This window comes from Exiguobacterium sp. BG5(2022), assembly GCF_031844365.1.
Lineage (GTDB): Bacteria > Bacillota > Bacilli > Exiguobacteriales > Exiguobacteriaceae > Exiguobacterium > Exiguobacterium profundum.
This window is the reverse complement of sequence record NZ_JAUZVB010000001.1, coordinates 778474-794853: the sequence shown is the minus strand read 5'-3', so window position 1 is coordinate 794853 and position 16380 is coordinate 778474. Positions and strand designations below refer to the sequence as shown.

At 48.5% G+C, this 16380-nt stretch carries 16 protein-coding genes and 1 riboswitch; of the genes, 13 read left to right on the top strand and 3 right to left on the bottom strand.

The features are described from left to right. Window positions 1-23 precede the first annotated feature (23 nt). The 5 genes from Q9R25_RS04095 (at window position 24) to Q9R25_RS04075 (ending at window position 4933) form a co-directional block, all read left to right on the top strand. The gene (locus Q9R25_RS04095) at window positions 24-1199 is read left to right on the top strand and encodes an aminotransferase class I/II-fold pyridoxal phosphate-dependent enzyme (RefSeq protein WP_211782801.1); all 1176 of its coding nucleotides are present in this window, start codon (window positions 24-26) and stop codon (window positions 1197-1199) included. Next, window positions 1196-2212: an iron-containing alcohol dehydrogenase gene (locus Q9R25_RS04090; RefSeq protein WP_215243913.1), complete on the top strand. Its 1017-nt coding sequence runs from the start codon at window positions 1196-1198 to the stop codon at window positions 2210-2212. The genes Q9R25_RS04095 and Q9R25_RS04090 overlap by 4 nt, the downstream gene beginning before the upstream one ends. A gap of 41 nt (window positions 2213-2253) precedes the next feature. Beyond that, window positions 2254-2358, top strand: a riboswitch (SAM riboswitch). 73 nt (window positions 2359-2431) lie between these two features. Beyond that, window positions 2432-3253, top strand: a complete 822-nt coding sequence (locus Q9R25_RS04085) for a MetQ/NlpA family ABC transporter substrate-binding protein (protein WP_047795298.1) — start codon at window positions 2432-2434, stop codon at window positions 3251-3253. Between the two features lie 11 nt (window positions 3254-3264). Further along, the gene (locus Q9R25_RS04080; protein ID WP_012726345.1) at window positions 3265-4299 is read left to right on the top strand and encodes a methionine ABC transporter ATP-binding protein; all 1035 of its coding nucleotides are present in this window, start codon (window positions 3265-3267) and stop codon (window positions 4297-4299) included. Then, window positions 4271-4933: a methionine ABC transporter permease gene (locus tag Q9R25_RS04075; RefSeq protein ID WP_012726344.1), complete on the top strand. Its 663-nt coding sequence runs from the start codon at window positions 4271-4273 to the stop codon at window positions 4931-4933. The genes Q9R25_RS04080 and Q9R25_RS04075 overlap by 29 nt, the downstream gene beginning before the upstream one ends. A gap of 29 nt (window positions 4934-4962) precedes the next feature. On the opposite strand, the gene Q9R25_RS04070 is transcribed toward Q9R25_RS04075, so the two are convergent. Further along, complete coding sequence (locus Q9R25_RS04070; RefSeq protein ID WP_012726343.1) at window positions 4963-5358, bottom strand: Spx/MgsR family RNA polymerase-binding regulatory protein; 396 nt, start codon at window positions 5356-5358, stop codon at window positions 4963-4965. 161 nt (window positions 5359-5519) lie between these two features. On the opposite strand from Q9R25_RS04070, the gene Q9R25_RS04065 reads away from it, so the two are divergent. The 5 genes from Q9R25_RS04065 (at window position 5520) to Q9R25_RS04045 (ending at window position 10931) form a co-directional block, all read left to right on the top strand. Continuing rightward, window positions 5520-5903 carry a DUF302 domain-containing protein gene (locus tag Q9R25_RS04065; protein ID WP_215243914.1) on the top strand — a complete coding sequence of 128 codons (384 nt, stop codon included), beginning with the start codon at window positions 5520-5522 and terminating at the stop codon, window positions 5901-5903. 99 nt (window positions 5904-6002) lie between these two features. Further along, complete coding sequence (locus Q9R25_RS04060; protein ID WP_311282828.1) at window positions 6003-7301, top strand: hypothetical protein; 1299 nt, start codon at window positions 6003-6005, stop codon at window positions 7299-7301. Next, complete coding sequence (locus Q9R25_RS04055; RefSeq protein WP_311282827.1) at window positions 7298-8569, top strand: hypothetical protein; 1272 nt, start codon at window positions 7298-7300, stop codon at window positions 8567-8569. The genes Q9R25_RS04060 and Q9R25_RS04055 overlap by 4 nt, the downstream gene beginning before the upstream one ends. Continuing rightward, on the top strand, window positions 8566-9867 hold the full coding sequence (locus Q9R25_RS04050; protein WP_311282826.1) for a hypothetical protein: 1302 nt from the start codon (window positions 8566-8568) through the stop codon (window positions 9865-9867). Before Q9R25_RS04055 ends, Q9R25_RS04050 begins: the two co-directional genes overlap by 4 nt. A 158-nt stretch (window positions 9868-10025) precedes the next feature. After that, window positions 10026-10931 (top strand): methyl-accepting chemotaxis protein, encoded by a 906-nt coding sequence (locus tag Q9R25_RS04045; RefSeq protein WP_311282825.1) that lies wholly within the window; start codon window positions 10026-10028, stop codon window positions 10929-10931. A gap of 21 nt (window positions 10932-10952) precedes the next feature. Here the strand turns inward: Q9R25_RS04045 and Q9R25_RS04040 are convergent, their stop codons facing one another. Next, window positions 10953-11606: a M48 family metallopeptidase gene (locus tag Q9R25_RS04040; protein WP_215243919.1), complete on the bottom strand. Its 654-nt coding sequence runs from the start codon at window positions 11604-11606 to the stop codon at window positions 10953-10955. A gap of 116 nt (window positions 11607-11722) precedes the next feature. Here Q9R25_RS04040 and Q9R25_RS04035 point away from each other — a divergent pair, with 116 nt between their 5' ends. Genes Q9R25_RS04035 through Q9R25_RS04025 form a run of 3 tightly spaced genes read left to right on the top strand, consistent with a single transcriptional unit; the run spans window position 11723 to window position 15298 of the window. After that, entirely contained in the window at window positions 11723-12895 is a 1173-nt protein-coding gene (locus Q9R25_RS04035; RefSeq protein ID WP_215243920.1) for a MalY/PatB family protein, read from the top strand. A gap of 55 nt (window positions 12896-12950) precedes the next feature. Then, window positions 12951-14162 (top strand): hypothetical protein, encoded by a 1212-nt coding sequence (locus tag Q9R25_RS04030; protein ID WP_311282824.1) that lies wholly within the window; start codon window positions 12951-12953, stop codon window positions 14160-14162. After that, window positions 14159-15298: a hypothetical protein gene (locus Q9R25_RS04025; RefSeq protein ID WP_311282823.1), complete on the top strand. Its 1140-nt coding sequence runs from the start codon at window positions 14159-14161 to the stop codon at window positions 15296-15298. The genes Q9R25_RS04030 and Q9R25_RS04025 overlap by 4 nt, the downstream gene beginning before the upstream one ends. A 62-nt stretch (window positions 15299-15360) precedes the next feature. Here the strand turns inward: Q9R25_RS04025 and Q9R25_RS04020 are convergent, their stop codons facing one another. Further along, window positions 15361-16374 (bottom strand): tyrosine-type recombinase/integrase, encoded by a 1014-nt coding sequence (locus Q9R25_RS04020; protein ID WP_311282822.1) that lies wholly within the window; start codon window positions 16372-16374, stop codon window positions 15361-15363. Window positions 16375-16380: the final 6 nt, after the last annotated feature.

The following is a 16380-nucleotide window of genomic DNA, read 5'->3' as shown; positions in this document are numbered from 1 at the left end:
TTTTCGTATTAGGAGGACCCATCATGGCAGACAGACGTTCCAAGTTATTAAAATCGTTACCGACACAACACTTTGTCGGATTAGCAGAAGAAGTCGCGGCAGTCGAGGCGAGTGGCAAGACTGTCATCCGACTCGGACAAGGCACACCCGACTTACCGACACCAGCTCCGATCTGTGAGGCACTGGAACGAGCATTGACCGACCCGACGACCCATCAATACGGACCATTCCGGGGACAGGCTCGACTAAAAGAAGCTGTGGCCGCATTCTATCAACGTGAATACGGAGTCGACCTCGACCCGGCGCGAGAAGTGGCGATTTTGATTGGCAGCAAATCGGGTCTCATCACGTTGCCTCAGTGTCTTCTTGAGCCGGGTGAAGGCATCTTGCTCCCGAACCCTGGCTATCCCGATTATATCTCGGGAGCGCGTCTCGCCGGAGCGGACATCATCGATTTGACGTTGAAGGAAGAGCACGGCTATCTCCCGGATTACACCACGCTCGATCCGCTTCATGCACGACTCATGTATTTGAACTACCCGAGCAATCCGACCGGCGCTGTCGCGACGCCAGCCTTCTTTGAGGAGACGGTTAAATTCGCCACAAACCATGATCTGATGGTCGTACACGATTTCGCCTATGGAAGTATTGGCTTTGATGGGCATGTCCCGCCAAGTTTTCTCCAAGCAGACGGGGCAAAAGAAATCGGGATTGAGGTGTATACGATGTCGAAGGCGTTCAACATGTCGGGATGGCGTGTCGCGTTCGCAGTCGGAAATGCAGATATCATCGAGGCGATCAATACGTACCAAGATCATGTCCACGTCTCTGTGTTCTCTGCCATTCAAGAGGCAGCCATCGTGGCGTTAGAATCCCCGCGTGACATACGTGACGACCTAGCCTCGCTTTACGAAACAAGACGAAACCGATTGATTGACGGGTTACGCCGGGCAGGGTGGGAGATTGAGGCACCAAAAGGTTCTTTCTTCGTATGGGCGAGAGTGCCTGAAGGCGATGCAAAATCATTCTCGACGAAGTTACTACATGAGGCGGGCGTCGCCGTCACACCTGGCTACTTCTTTGGAACGGAGGGGGAGCACCACATCCGGTTTGGCCTCGTATCATCTGAACAGAAGATTGATGAAGCGGTAGAACGGATTGAAAGACTGTTTGCAGCCTACGAGGAGGTCCATCAATGATTCGACAAGCGGTGCTGGAATACGACCATTCGAACGATGCACTCAATAAACTTTATCTTTTGATTGGGAATCGGGAGGCACTCGTTTTGAAAGGAATTAACGGATACGATGAAGCGGTTCGCGTGTCCCCTCGTCTAGCAGAAGTTCCGAGTGTACGATTCAACGGGGAATGTTCAGACGAAGAACTCAAACGATTAAAAGCGTATCGACCTGACGTATGGATTGCCGTCGGTGGCGGTAAATTGATTGATACGGCGAAGCGGATTGCATTTACCCAGTCGGTCCCGCTCATCGTCGTTCCGACACTTGTGTCAAACTGTGCCGCCTTCACCCCGCTCAGCGTGATCTATGGAGAAGACGGTACATATTTACGATATGATACGTTCCCCGTCGTCATCGAGCGCGTCATCGTGGATGAACGATTGTTACGCGACTCACCTTATGACTATTTCAGAGCCGGTGTGATTGATACGGTCGCGAAGTGGTTCGAAGCCCGATATATTAGCGGAACAACATCAAGGGACGCAGGGATTCAATCGGGGCTTTCGCTTGCGGCACAGTGTGGAGCGTTGATGGATTTGTCCATTCGTGAAGATGACTTCCGCCGTTATGACACGGACATCCGATCTATCGTCGATCATGTCCTCGCCATTGGAGGTGCCGTCGGTGGGTTCGGCGATGCCGGCACTCGTGTCGCCGTCGCCCATGCGGTGCATAATGCGCTCAGTCGTTTTGATTCGACGCATCACTGGTTGCACGGGGATAAAGTAGGCTTTGGGCTGATCGTTCAAGAACGATTGGCTTCATCCGAAGACGCCTCATTCCTCGAGAATTGGCTACACGCCATCGCCGCTCCGACGTCACTTGAACAACTTGGGATTCGCTTTGACCAAATCGATGAGTTGGTCGATTATGTCGTCGAAGAAATGACGATTCAAGGCATTCACAAGGTCGAAGATACCGAGCAATTAAAAGAAATTTTAAGAAATCTTCAAGAAACAGTTTACAAATAATTCTTTTATCAGTAATATAATAACAAAATAATAGAACCGATTGCTTATCAAGAGTGGTGGAGGGACTGGCCCGATGAAACCCGGCAACCAGATCAGAAATGATCATGGTGCTAATTCCAACAGACGAGACGTCTGGGAGATGAGCGTGTCCGACTTTCACGTGTCGTGCCCGCCGCTCTTTTTGAGTAGCGGGCTTTTCATTTGGAGGAGGAATCATTCATGAACATCAAACAAAAAACCATTTTGGCAGGTACATCTATCCTTGCGGCCATCGCACTCTCAGCGTGCGGACAATCCGAGGCGAGCGAGACGCTCAGCACGAAAGAGCTGACGATCGGCGTCACTGGTGGACCACACGAACAGATCGCCGAGAAAGTACAGGAGCTCGCAAAAGAAGATGGGCTTGAAATCGACATCAAAGTATTCAACGATTACAACACGCCGAACACGGCTCTCGATGAAGGGAGTCTCGACGTGAACAGCTATCAGACGCTCTCGTTCCTCGAACTGCAAAAAGCGGACAAGGGGTATAAGATTGACGACGTCTTCAAGACGGTCGCTTTCCCGATGGGGCTCTATTCAGAGAAATTGACGGATATCAAGGACTTAAAGGAAGGTGATAAAGTGGCCGTCCCGAACGACCCGGCGAATGAGCTCCGTGCGTTACGACTATATGAAACGGCTGGGCTCATCACATTAAAAGAAGGATTGACGGATAAAGCAACGAAGCGCGACATTGCTGAGAATCCGCTCAACCTCGAATTTATTGAACTCGAAGCATCCCAACTGCCGACGCAACTCCCGGAAGTGGCACTCGCAGCTATCAACACGAACTTCGCGATGGGAGCGGGTCTATCCATTAATGAAGATGCCCTCTTCCATGAAGATACGGTCGATAACCCGTATCCGAACTATGTCGTCGTCCGTTCAGCCAATAAAGAAGATGAAGTCGTGAAGACGCTCGAGTCTTACTATCATTCAGAGGAAGTACGTGCCTTCATCGAAGAAGAATTCAATGGTTCGGTCGTGCCGGCGTTTTAAGGAGGGGTCTTATGATTGAACTGAAACAAATCACCAAGGAGTTCAAGGTCAACGGAGACACAATCACGGCACTCGATGATGTCTCCCTCACGATTGAGAGAGGAGAAATTTTCGGAATCATCGGACGAAGTGGTGCCGGTAAGAGTACGCTCATCCGGATGATCAATCTTTTGGAGCGTCCGACATCAGGGGTTGTCGAGATTGAGGGACAAGATATCACGCTCCTCAAAAAGAAAGGGTTGTCGACGTTACGCCAGCGAATCGGTATGATCTTTCAGCACTACAACTTGCTGAAGACTGCGACCGTCGAAGAGAATGTCGCCATCCCGCTTCGTCTCGAAGGTCTGGGGAAGCAGGTCATCCGTGAACGGGTCGACCGCTATCTCCAAATCGTCGGACTGAGCGAACATCGGAACCATTACCCTGAACAATTGTCGGGTGGACAGAAACAACGTGTCGCCATTGCGCGAGCGCTCGCCCACGAGCCTGATATTCTCCTTAGTGATGAAGCGACAAGTGCACTCGACCCTGAGACGACCGAGTCGATTTTAGAGTTACTGCTCGAAATCAATCGCGAGCTCGGATTGACGATTTTCTTGATCACACATGAGATGGAAGTCATCGAACGAATCTGTGACCGGGTCGCCGTCATCGATCGTGGCCAAATCGTTGAACAAGGACACGTACTAGACGTCTTCTCCAATCCGTCACACGAGACGACCCAGAAGTTTCTTAAGACAAACCTCGACGTGCCGGAAGAAGTCGTCTCGGAACTCCAGACTCGGGGAACGCTCGTCCACTTGTCGTTCATCGGCAGTCAGACAGAACAAGCAGTCCTGGCACAATTGACCAAGCGGTTCGGCATCCTACCGAACATCATCGGAGGCGGAATCAAGAAGTTAAAGGCGGGGCTTGTCGGAAACTTGCTCGTCCATCTTGACGGGGATCATGATCAAACGGAACTCGCCGTCCGTTATTTGAAGACGAGCGGCGTACATGTGAGGGAGGTGTCAAACCATGCAACAGTTTTGGACAGACTGGGGTGACTTAATCTGGACAGGAACGGTTCAAACGTTGACGATGACGAGCATCGCGCTTTTGATCTCGACCTTGATCGGATTGCCGCTCGGGACGTTGCTCGTTTTGACGAGACCGAATGGCAGACTCGCAAACCGATTCGTCTATGGTGGCTTATCGAGCGTTATCAACGTCATCCGTTCCATCCCGTTCATCATTCTGTTGTTCTTCATCTTGCCGTTCACACGGTTCATCATGGGGACGACAATCGGCGTGCAGGGCGTCTTGCTCCCCTTGATCGTCTTCACCGCCCCGTATATTGCGCGACTCATGGAGTCGGCACTACTCGAAGTCGACCGCGGGGTCATCGAGGCGTATGAAGCGATGGGCATCTCGACGAGAAAAATCATCTGGTATGTGTTAATCCGTGAAGCACGTTCTTCTATCGTTCTCGGATTGACGATTGCGACGATCGGGTTGATTGGAGCGACGGCGATGGCGGGACTCGTCGGGGCAGGTGGACTGGGGGACATCGCCTATCAATACGGACACCTTCGTTTCGAACCGGAAGTCATGTACGTGACCATTTTCGTCCTCATCCTCCTCGTTCAGTCCATCCAATCCTTCGGGAATCGACTGGCGGCAAAATTGAAAAAGGCATAAAAAGAATCGTGTCGCGAAAGCGACACGATTTATGCGTTATGGAGCAGACGTTTCAGTTCAGCGATGCGGTCATGTCTCGGGATGAACGTCCGAATCTCTTTTTCACTGAAACCGACCTGGATGCGATGATGGTCGAAGACGATCGGACTTTTCAGGATTTGAGGATTCGAGGCGACGAAGCTATATAGCTCACGAATCGACATCTCATCTAGTTTCTCTGCCGCTTGTTTATAGACACTCTTTTGGACCGACAACAAGTCCGTCGTCCCATTTTCCGTCAGGCTCAACATCTCTTTGAATTCTCCGAAGGATAAACCTTGGTCTGTCAATTTCTTTTCGATGAAGGGAATTTTTTGTTCCCGTAACCAATCAATCGTTTTTCTGGAAGAACTGCAGCTCGTATGCGTGAATACCGTGACCGTCACGACAACCACTTCTCCTTTACATCAGTTTGGTTCTAACTATTATCTCCTTTTATACGTTCGAGTGCGTGATTATGTTTCAAATCACATACAGTTTCTTTTTGATTGAGCATGACTTCGTTCGGGTACAGATTTCATGAGTAACCAGATAAGGAGGAATGAAGATGTTTGACTATACCGTACAATCTGACCGTACCGTGGATGATGTTGTCATTCGTCTCGGAGAAGCATTGAAAGAAGAATCATTCGGGGTGCTCTGGGACTTTGATTTGAGTGAGACGCTCGAGAAAAAGGGAGAGGGGATTGATGGGAAGTATCGTATCTTAGAAGTATGCAATCCGAAGGCGGCAAAAGAAGTGCTGTCGCAACAGTTAGAAGGAGGCTACTTCCTTCCATGCAAAATCGCGGTGTTCGAAAAAGACGACCATACCCAAATTGGTATGCCGAGACCGACTGAATTAATTCGCCTCATCGATGACGAATCGTTACAAGCCGTTGCGTTAGACGTCGAGTCCCGATTGCAACGTGCCATCGACCAAAGTAAATGATTGTTCTACCATCCGCTCATGAAACGTGAGCGGATTTTTTTCGTATAGGATAGTTAGATAATGGTAAAATTGGATGATGAGATTATAGGAGGGGATATTTTGTACAAAAGAGGAATCATGATGTTACTTAGTGCTTCATTTTTAAGCGCTTGTGGGGCATCTAATATAGAAGTCATTCAACTAGATTACATAGAGGATCAATGGAACGTGGAAAGCTATTCAAAAGAAGGAGAGATGATTAAAGTTCATGAGTCAAAAGAAGTATTGGCTGCATGCGAAGGGGAGCGTGCAACCGAATTAAAGGGTGACATCACGGTATATCAAACGGCGATTGCAGGGAGAACCGAGCCTGTTTCAGCCATGACCCCATATACAATGAAAGTCGTGACGTACTTAGAAGGTGACGAACGGTATGCCGTATGTCGTGAAAGCTACACCAATCAACTGATGGCGGAAGCGATTGACTCGTTTCCAGACTTTGTGAATACAAGTGACGGAATTCGACTTCCACGACTCCCTCGTATTCATCAGACATCTTCTGCGTTACAAGACAAGTTGGTGGAAGCAGAAGGATTGGATTTTGACGGGAATTCCATCACCTCGTTCCCGCATACGTTACTGGAAATCGAACCGGCGCTCTACGGCGAACTTGAAATGAAACTCGGTGGCAAGGTGATCCGTTATCCGATTGCGCAGTTCGAGCCCCGAGGATTTGAGATGCCGAATCAACAGATTGCCATCGGATATGATAACAAGACGTTTCGTCCATATATTCTTTACTCGTTTGACGGTCAATTTTTCATGCCTCAACCGATTGAGTTTGATGAGTTAGAGGACCCGGAGTCAAAAGAGAATACCGTCTTTTCCGAGTTAGAGATCAAGACTGTCGCGACAGCTCGTGAACTGAACGAAGAAGAGGAAACTCCGCTCTATACTTTCTCGTATCTGAAAAACGGGAAACATGTGACCGAAACGATGACGATTCGATTCGCTCCTGGCTTGTTTTTAAAAGAAGGAGAAGAACCGGATCCGATGTTTGAGGATTGGTTGCCTGTTGAAGAAGCCGGGCCAAGGGTCATCGTCCATCGCAAACCATACGATGGAGGGGCGATGGAATTCGCAGAGTATAGTGAGGCCACGAAAGAGGAAGCGAAAGAATTGTTCGACATCATCAATGAGGCAGACCCCGTCGATCGCCGCGGAGAAGATTCAGAATATCGATATTTGACTTTAACAGACGGTTGGAAGGGTCAAGTGTTCGAAATCAGCTATCAAAAACGTTCGAAAAAAATTGATATCTATTTAACGGACCTGCTCCGCGATCAAACATTTAAATTATCGAGCGAAGGAGCGGAATCGTTCTTAGACATATTTCCGCGCCTAAGGGAAACATTATGAAGCGAATCCTTATATTCATTTGCTGTATTGGTTTGATGACAGGTTGTGATGATGAACAGATGGATGTCGTAAAGCTAGATCACATATCGGAGCATTGGAATGTGAAAAATCTTCAATCAGGTCATATGGATGCCAAGTCGGTGAAGTGGACTCCTGATTTACTCGATACGTGTTCCGGGAATGCAATTTCACGAATCGAAGAGGACGTCACCGTCTATCGCTCGTATGAATTGAATCGAAAATTCGATGATGCACATAAAATCGTGATGTATATGGAAGGAAATCAACCATACGCTGTTTGCTATGACAGTGCTTCTGAACAAATCAGGGCGGAAGAGATAGATGAATTCCCTTACTTCGTTCATACGGAAGAAGGGACCGACATCTTGAGTACGCCAACGATTCGCTCGGGTACACATGAAGAATTGAAAGAAATGGAACAGAAAGACGAAGGGCATTTCTATCCTGCTCCCATCCGTCTCCTCGAAGGGACGATGATTCATGTGACACCCTCATTATATGGCCAGATTGATTTATCGATTGGAGATCAACAAGGACTGTTCCCCATTTCACATTTGGAGCCATTTAGTGCCCAATCGGAAGAAGTGGGAATCGCGCTTGGGTATGACGAACAATCGAAAGAAGCGTATTTTTACTATGAGAAAAATGATGGATTGACGACCATGCTTCCTTTAGTCGTGTGGAATGAAAAAGAGCATAAACACGAGCCGATTCAATTCGAAGGACTACGAGTAGAACAGGCATTACAGGGGGACATTCTCGAACCTGGTGTTAAGACGCCTCTTTATACGTTCTCCTTCGTTGAAGGTGGGAAACGTGTGAATGAAGTGATCAGTCTAACTTACTTGAATGGTGAATTTTCGACAAATGATGCTGTCCGCAACGCAAGCGAATCAAATCCTGCTGGCGAAACTGATCCATTCGTTTTCGTTCATGAGAAACCTTTAAACGGAGCAATCGATGTCCAGTACCCGGACGTGCTACGAGCTGAAGGGAACGACATATCTGATTTGATGGCTGTAATCAAGGATGCTACACCTGTCAAACGTGCTGGAGATGTGACTGACTATTCGCGTCTTTCGATCATCGATGGTTGGGGTGGTCAAGAATTTCAGTTAAGTTTCAAGGAACGATCTCAAAAAATCGATGTTTATCTGACGGATCCACTTCGCGATCAAACATTTAAATTATCAAGCAAAGGAGCGGAACGGTTCTTGGATGTATTTCCGGAGGTGAAAGGGTCATGATGAAACGAATGCTATTGATGTTAAGCACAGTCGGGATTTTATCGGGTTGTGGTAGTGAAAAAATGGATGTCGTGCAGCTAGACTATATGCCTGAGCAATGGAACGTGGGCGATTTGTATTCGAATCAGATGGATGCCGAATCGGAGACATGGACGACGCACATCCTCGATGCATGCTCAGGCGAGCCGATTACACAGATTGAAGGGGATGTAACGGTTTTCAATTCATATGCGGTGAATCGGAAAGTCATGATATCAGATTATGATCCGAGCTCATATAAATTGGTGACTTTCTTGAAAGGAAAAGAAAACTACACCATTTGCTATGATGGAGACTATTCCAACATGAAATTAGGGAAGATTGATGAACTACCGGACTTCCTCGATTTATCAGCGGGTATCAAAGTCCCGAGCGTCCCGAAGATGAAAGCGGGTACGAAAGAGGAAGAACACGTCGCAGAACAGAGTGACCCATCCGAGTACCTTGGGATGCCCATCAACCTGTTCGAAGACACGATGATTCATTTGACCTCTCCTTTGAATGGCGCGATTGCATTGACAGTAGGTGAACGGGAAGGAATCTTTCCCGTCTCGACCATTGAACCATATAATGCGCAAATGGGAACCGCAAAGATTGCACTCGGATATAATGACAAATTGAAAGCCGCTCACTTTTACTTCGAAACTACGAACGGTACGACATCTATTCAACCTTTCCTTGTATGGGATGAGAAAGACGGCGCACATGTCCCCATCCAGTTCGAAGGATTACAAGTCGAACGGGTCCTCCAGACGGATACATTAGAGCCGGGGGTTAAGACACCGCTTTACATATTCTCATACATGAAAAATGGAAAGCGTGTGAAAGAAGAAGTCAGCTTGACGTACACGAAGGGCGAGTTTGCCACGAATGAGTCCATTAAAGAATCCACTGAAGCAGGACTCATTGCAAATCCTTCCGTTCCGCGAGGTCCGTTTTTCTTTCTCCATAAAAAACCTTTAGATGCGGAGGCCACATTGAATTATCCGGATACATTGCGTGCAGCTGGCACCGACATGTCTGATTTGATGAACGCATTTGAGGAGGCAGAACCAGTGGATCGAGCTGGAGAAGTGGGGGACTATCCCCTTCTCACCATCATCGAGGGATGGAAAGGGCAAGAGTTTCAGTTAAGCTTCAAGAAACGGTCTAAAAAAGTAGATGTCTATGTGACGGATGAATCACGCGATCAAACGTTCAAACTGAGCAGTGCAGGGGCGGAAACGTTCTTCTCCTATTTCCCAGATTTAGATGAGTGAAGGGCGCCCCTCGGCGTCTTTTCATTTGGTAAATACTTCAAAACCAAGATATTGACCTTCTGTATAAAAAGAGAGTAATGGAATGTTATGGGATACGTTACACTGAAATTCACGATTTAGTACGAACATCCTAGGAATAAGAAAGGTTGCTATCTATAATGAGTACTTTGAACCAAAAAGGAATTCAATCTGAGGACGTTTTTCAATCCATTGAAACGAATATGGCGATGATTCGATTCGACCGTCAACGCCGGGTCGTCGATGTGAACGACACGTTCGCGAAAGCAATGAAATACAGACGCGAGGAGATGATTGGCATGCAGCATCACTTGTTCTGCCCTTCTTCCTTTGTCAATAGTCCAGAGTATTCGGCATTTTGGGAGAAATTATGGAATGGTTTCAGTTTCTCGGATAAAGTGGAGCGCGAGAATGCAAAAGGGGAAACCATTTGGCTCGAGGCGACGTATATGCCGATTTTTGAAGGAGATGATGTCGTCGGTGTCGTCAAGATCGCATCGGACATCACCGCACGGCAACAAGTGATTGAGGATTATGCGTATCGCTTTAAATCGATGACCGATGTGCTCGACGAACGGGCGAAGACAGGCATGCAAGATACGAAAGTATTGAATGAAACGATTGAAAAGCTTGCGAAAGATGCCGCGGACAACCTCCATGCCCTTCAGAACTTGCGTCGTCAAGCCGATGACATCGCGAAAATTGCCTCGTCGATCAAAGAGATTGCCGCACAAACGAATCTGTTGTCCCTGAATGCTGCCATCGAAGCGGCACGAGCAGGTGAACACGGGCTTGGATTTAATGTGGTTGCGACTGAGGTCCGCAACCTCTCCCGTATGGTTGAACGTGCGGTCATCGACGTCAACTCGAACACGGAAGGGATGAACGTCGAGCTTCGGAAAATTGTAGAAGGTGTCACTGCGTCCAATCAAGAGATTCAGTTAAGTGCAAAAACGATGGAACAGACGATGGAGCGATTCCATACGTTCGAGCAGGCAGCAGCCGAGCTACATGATACGGCCGACACATTTACATCCAACCTGTGAACCGATTGACCCTACACGGGGTCAGTCGGTTTTTTTGAGTCGTAACGTATGTCCTTGTCGTTTCAACCAATCTTTCGCTGTAGCGGTGTTCGGATAGATCGTTTGTAAAGTTCTCCAAAAAGAAGGGGAGTGATCGAAGTGAACGAGATGCACCCATTCGTGGGCGATGACGTAGTCCATCATCTCTTTTGGCGCCAGCATGAGGCGGACATTGATGGAGATGGTTCCGTTCGAACTACATGATCCCCAGCGTGTCTTTTGGTGACCGATACGAATCTTTTTCGCTTTAACGCCTAAGATCTTTTCATAAATTGGTGCCCGCTCGATCGCATAGTGTAAGGCACGTTCACGAAGCCAAATCTCATACTGTTTCCAGAGTGTAGCGTCGTCCCATGCTTCCGGAACCCAAAAAGACGTGCCGTCATGCCGAAGCGTCCGCCCGCTGTCTCTTCTGACCGGGTAATGCTCTCCGTGAAGCACAAGTCCGCGATCAAGAACGGACATCTGTTGAGGAAGATTCTGCAACGTCTCACGAATCCATGTGTCGTGCTCTTCTAGTGCGCGGTCGACGAGACGTTTTGGCAATCGAGCCGGGACTCGGAGTTCGATTCCTTCCGGTGTGACATAAAAGGCAGCTCTTTTTCTTCGTTTGTTTCGAATGACGGTAACACGCATTGATGTGCCTCCTTTCTTATCTCGATAGAGTATAACGAAGTCGGCAAAAAACTGCCATGCTTTTTTTGGCACGTAGTCGAATCAACTTTGATACAGTAAGAGTAGGAGGGATGAACATGAAATCAATTTTACAACAACAACTTGAACGTAAAGGTACGAATTCAGTGAAGTGGGATGGGTTGGAGCGATGGTTCCATTTGTCAGAAGATGTGTTACCGCTATGGGTAGCGGATATCGACATCCGTACTGCACCGTCCATCTCCGAGGCGCTCGCTATAAAAGCCGCTCAAGGGGAATTCGGGTATACATTGTTCGCAGCTGAAGCGCAAACAGCGGTGAGCGATTGGTACGGCCGACGTCACGATTTAATTGTTGACCCGAACCATGTGTTATTCTCTAGCGGTGTCGTGCCTGCGTTGACGCATATCGTCGAGGCGTTGACTGAAGTCGGAGATGGCGTCGTCATCCAGTCACCTGTCTATCCACCATTCCACGAACTCGTTGTCGGTTCCAAGCGACAAGTGTTCGATGCCCCGTTGAAAAAAATTGACGAGCGCTACGAGATGGATTTTGTCGCACTCGAGGAAGCGATGAAACAAGCGAAACTCTTCCTACTCTGTTCCCCACATAATCCAGTTGGGCGTGTCTGGACGAGAGCGGAACTAGAAAAGGTCGTAGCACTCGCGGATCAATATGAGGTGATTGTCGTCGCTGACGAGATTCATGCAGATTTGACATTCCCGTCTCATAAACATACCGCAATCGGCACACTCGACTCGCGTATCATCACGGTAAGTGCGCCCTCAAAAGCATTTAACATCGCCGGATTATTTGCGTCCTACATCATTTGTCCGGTCGATGAGTGGCGGAAGCAAATCACGAAAGTACAGAACAAACATCATGTGCTCCCGACACCGTTCGCGAACACGGCTATCATCGCCGCGTATACCGATAACCGCGCGGAACGTTGGCTCGACCAGTTGCGAGAAGAATTGGAGCAGCAAATGAATGACGTGATCGATTCCATCGAATCAAACCTTCCGATGCTCCATACGACCCGTCCGGAAGCGAGTTATCTGCTTTGGCTCGATTTCTCGGAGTTACCGATGTCTGCCGAGGAGCGGAAGTCATGGCTTCATCATGAGGTTCGGATCTTCTTGTCACCGGGTGGTCCGTTCGGTCCTCAAGGTGAAGCGTTCGAACGGATGAATATCGGGACTCGTCGTGAACTGTTGGACGAGGCGATTCATCGGCTGAGCGCGCAAATGAAGCGAAAAGCGTTTGTGTAAAACGAGAATCGGGAAAAATTCACAATGAGATGATGAAAGAAAGTGAGTGGATGGGATGGAGACGATCAACTGGAAGAAAAAGATGGAGGAACAGTTAAGGCGTAGCGGCTTCACCTTGCAAGTCGAAAACATGTCCAATATCCGCTTGACTGAGATTCATGCGAGTTCTTCTCCGTTGATCTCTTATCCGCTCCGAGTTCGTCTATATGAGCGGATGGGTTGGCTCATGTGTACGGTCGATTCGCCAACGCTCAATCGGAATGAAGACCATCCGTTATTTGAACGCATGGTGACCGCCGTCTTTGAACGAATTGTGCGTCACCTGTATAACGGGTATGGTTTTCACATTTTGACGTTCATCGGAGATACCGGAAATTACATCGCCCCAAAAGATTCGGAGACAGGGGAGGTCGTACGCCTCGTCGCCCACCTTTGGAATGACCGTTCGTACATTCACCTCGACACCTTCGAGGAGTATCCCGCCTTATATGTGACGCCACCGTGGGCACATCAAGCCTATGCCATCGAAAGCACAGACGATGAGTGGGTCATCTACGCGGGGAGAGGGGGAAGGCCGTCGACCGATTATCGTGCTGACGGTGTTGAATTGAAACCTCATCGTCTATCGGATGGTGAGCTCTTCTTCCCGGTGAATCGGATTTCGAAAGAGAAAGGAACCCCCGCCCTGGCCGAATGGCTTCGACTCGAAAGACGAGAAGTCGAGGACTTTATGATGTCCTTCATGCAGACAATCCGGAAGTTTGATCCGTCGTTTGGATTCGCATGGGGTGGAACGGAAACATTTTTTCATGGTGTACCGGTTGAACCGTACGCGCAGGTGCTCAGGCTTGAAAGTGGGAAACGTCGCTATCGCGTCATGAACAACACGGCAAAACGACTATTTGCCGTCTCGGACGACCCGAACGAGTGTCTGAAGGAAGTGAGTCGAACACTAGGGACGATCACGCTCCCTGAACGGCGTGTCTCAGCCCTCGGCCAATTGATCATGGGGATCTGGCAACAGTTTGAAACCGATGAGGAAACATACATTCAAGAAGTCGCGTTTCGTGACATCTCCAAATTCCAAATGGAAGAAAAGATCGGGTATGCCCTCGCGAATCAACAACGGATTCGCTGGATTGACAAGAACCATCCGCATAAGGATGTGATCGAATATGCTCATCTACGGATCACGTTCCCGAAACGACCACCTGGGCTTGTTACAGTCGAACCCGCTGAATCCGGACAAGAGAGAGGTGCTTTATGAGAATCGTTGACGCACGAGCCGTGCCAATCGATCATGAAGATGTGATCGCCGTTACCCCTACCTCGGTCTACTATCGAGAGAAGAGAGATCGCACGACATTCTCGCTCTATCGCTTTGACGAAGAGGATGGCGTGATTACACAATTGAACCGGAGGGAGTACGCGGATTACGGTTATCCTAAGCTATTCGTCGATGGAGACATCGTCTACTTTATAAATGAGGTCCCGGACGGTGAAGGGGTGGTCAAGACAGAACTGATCGCCTTCTCCTATAAGGCGGGCACCGAAGAAGTGGTCACGACGTTTGAGAAGCGTGGAAATAGCACATTGTTCTGGGTACTGGATCATCGTTACTTCCTCTTTTTGACGGCGTTTGAATCATCGGATGAGGCGTGGCTCTTTGATCGGGTGACCAATCAACGGGAGCGTATTCGGGATGAGCGTCTCGTCGGTAAGACGGAACGTTTCCGAGAATTGTATTTGTTCACGACCACATTTGATGGTGTTCCGTACATCGTCTGCAACGCAAGACTCGATGAGTTTGACTATTACAATGCACTCGATGATGGGCGCATCTCTCCTGACGACCCGATTGACCATTCCGAGGCACTCTTGATTTGCCCACTCGAAGAGGCGGTCGAGGCGATATGGGATCAACGGGATGAATTGCCATTCGATGATATTCTCCGTCTCCAAGGGGAAGGGGACACGGTCCAATATCTAGGAGAAAATGAAGGGACGCTTCGATTCTCCGCGTTTGTTGACGCGTTGAATGAGGAGGTCATCTATGATTTGACGGCTCCCGATGTCTTGCATGAAGTATCGGTCGTCGATTGGGGTGCTTATGAACCGATTGATTTCACTTACGACGATATAAGTTCGTCGATTTTCATCAAAGTTGATGAGACGGATATGCACTCAGAAGTCATTGACCTCGCAACCGGTGCGCGTTATATCGACGCGGAACCGTTCGAACGCGTCATCGGTCACCGCTATCTCGTCCATGAATATACGGAAGGGCTATCGAGCGGTGTCGTGATCTTCGATTTGAAATCTGAAGAACGTTTCGCATATGACAATGCCTATTTTATGGTCATCGATGATGCCATATTGATATTGTCAATGTCTAGTATATAAATATAACCACCACCCATCATATAGGTGGTGGTTATATTTGGATATATAGTTTACATAACATATTACTGTAAACCTGATATTGCGTGTTTTTTCCGTTCGTCTCCGATATGGGCATAGACTTGTGTCGTTGCTACAGATTCATGTCCGAGAAGCTGCTGAATCGTGAGCACATCGACCCCACCCATCGCGAGACGTGAGGCGAAGGTGTGACGCAACTTATGCGGCGTCACCTGCTTATAGCTCAAGAACGGTAGGTAAGGCTTCAAACGGTCAATATGACATTTCAACATATGTTGAACCGTTCGTACAGCGATTCGATTTCCCTTCTCATTTTGGAACACCGCACCTTCGCTCGACGCGTGGCGATATTCAGAGAGGAGCGGAAGAAGTGGCCCTGCAATTGGGATCAATCGTTCCTTGTTCCCTTTACCGATGACCCGAATCGTCCCGGTCTCGAGATTGATATCGGACCAATTGAGTCCGACAAGCTCGGATACGCGCATACCTGTTAGTCCGAGTAACTGTATGATTAAAAAGTCACGTGCACGATTCAGTTCGTACCAACTCGCCTCGCGATTCGTCATGCCGACGTTGCTACGTACAAGCGTCGAGAAATCGAGCCATTCCGATTCCGTCAAATAAACGGGATTCCGTTTGCCGCGCTTCGGACGTTCCACGGTTTGAAAGGGATTCACCGTCGCTTGATTGGTCTCGATTAAGTAATTGAAGAGTGACTGTAACGTTGAAAGCTTCCGATTGATGACGCTTGGAGCGTTTTCGAGATCGAGGGCAAGATAAGTCGCATACGCTTCTGCACCGGCATGGTCAATCTCTGTGAATGATGCCAAGTCAATCGTTTCAGACTCTAACTCGGTACCGGTCACGCGCTCGACCCAACGAAAGAAATCTAAAACATCATACACATAGCGTTGGGCCGTCTGTTTGGAGTAGTGCTTTGCTGCTAAATGATGAAAAAACTGTTGGATGAATGCGGGTAGTCGGTGCAACCCGTTCAACTCGAAGCGTTTCGTCGTCGTCGGTGTCTGCCGCTGTCCAAGTTGACCGAAAATACTCATGGAATG

Bases quoted from the DNA above. Each gene is read 5' to 3' on its own strand.
- Q9R25_RS04080 (WP_012726345.1), top strand. From the start codon at position 3,265: ATGATTGAACTGAAACAAATCACCAAGGAGTTCAAGGTCAACGGAGAC.
- Q9R25_RS04055 (WP_311282827.1), top strand. From the start codon at position 7,298: ATGAAGCGAATCCTTATATTCATTTGCTGTATTGGTTTGATGACAGGT.
- Q9R25_RS04050 (WP_311282826.1), top strand. From the start codon at position 8,566: ATGATGAAACGAATGCTATTGATGTTAAGCACAGTCGGGATTTTATCG.
- Q9R25_RS04085 (WP_047795298.1), top strand. From the start codon at position 2,432: ATGAACATCAAACAAAAAACCATTTTGGCAGGTACATCTATCCTTGCG.
- Q9R25_RS04030 (WP_311282824.1), top strand. From the start codon at position 12,951: ATGGAGACGATCAACTGGAAGAAAAAGATGGAGGAACAGTTAAGGCGT.
- Q9R25_RS04095 (WP_211782801.1), top strand. From the start codon at position 24: ATGGCAGACAGACGTTCCAAGTTATTAAAATCGTTACCGACACAACAC.
- Q9R25_RS04090 (WP_215243913.1), top strand. From the start codon at position 1,196: ATGATTCGACAAGCGGTGCTGGAATACGACCATTCGAACGATGCACTC.
- Q9R25_RS04020 (WP_311282822.1), bottom strand. From the start codon at position 16,374: ATGAGTATTTTCGGTCAACTTGGACAGCGGCAGACACCGACGACGACG.
- Q9R25_RS04035 (WP_215243920.1), top strand. From the start codon at position 11,723: ATGAAATCAATTTTACAACAACAACTTGAACGTAAAGGTACGAATTCA.
- Q9R25_RS04045 (WP_311282825.1), top strand. From the start codon at position 10,026: ATGAGTACTTTGAACCAAAAAGGAATTCAATCTGAGGACGTTTTTCAA.
- Q9R25_RS04040 (WP_215243919.1), bottom strand. From the start codon at position 11,606: ATGCGTGTTACCGTCATTCGAAACAAACGAAGAAAAAGAGCTGCCTTT.
- Q9R25_RS04065 (WP_215243914.1), top strand. From the start codon at position 5,520: ATGTTTGACTATACCGTACAATCTGACCGTACCGTGGATGATGTTGTC.
- Q9R25_RS04075 (WP_012726344.1), top strand. From the start codon at position 4,271: ATGCAACAGTTTTGGACAGACTGGGGTGACTTAATCTGGACAGGAACG.
- Q9R25_RS04025 (WP_311282823.1), top strand. From the start codon at position 14,159: ATGAGAATCGTTGACGCACGAGCCGTGCCAATCGATCATGAAGATGTG.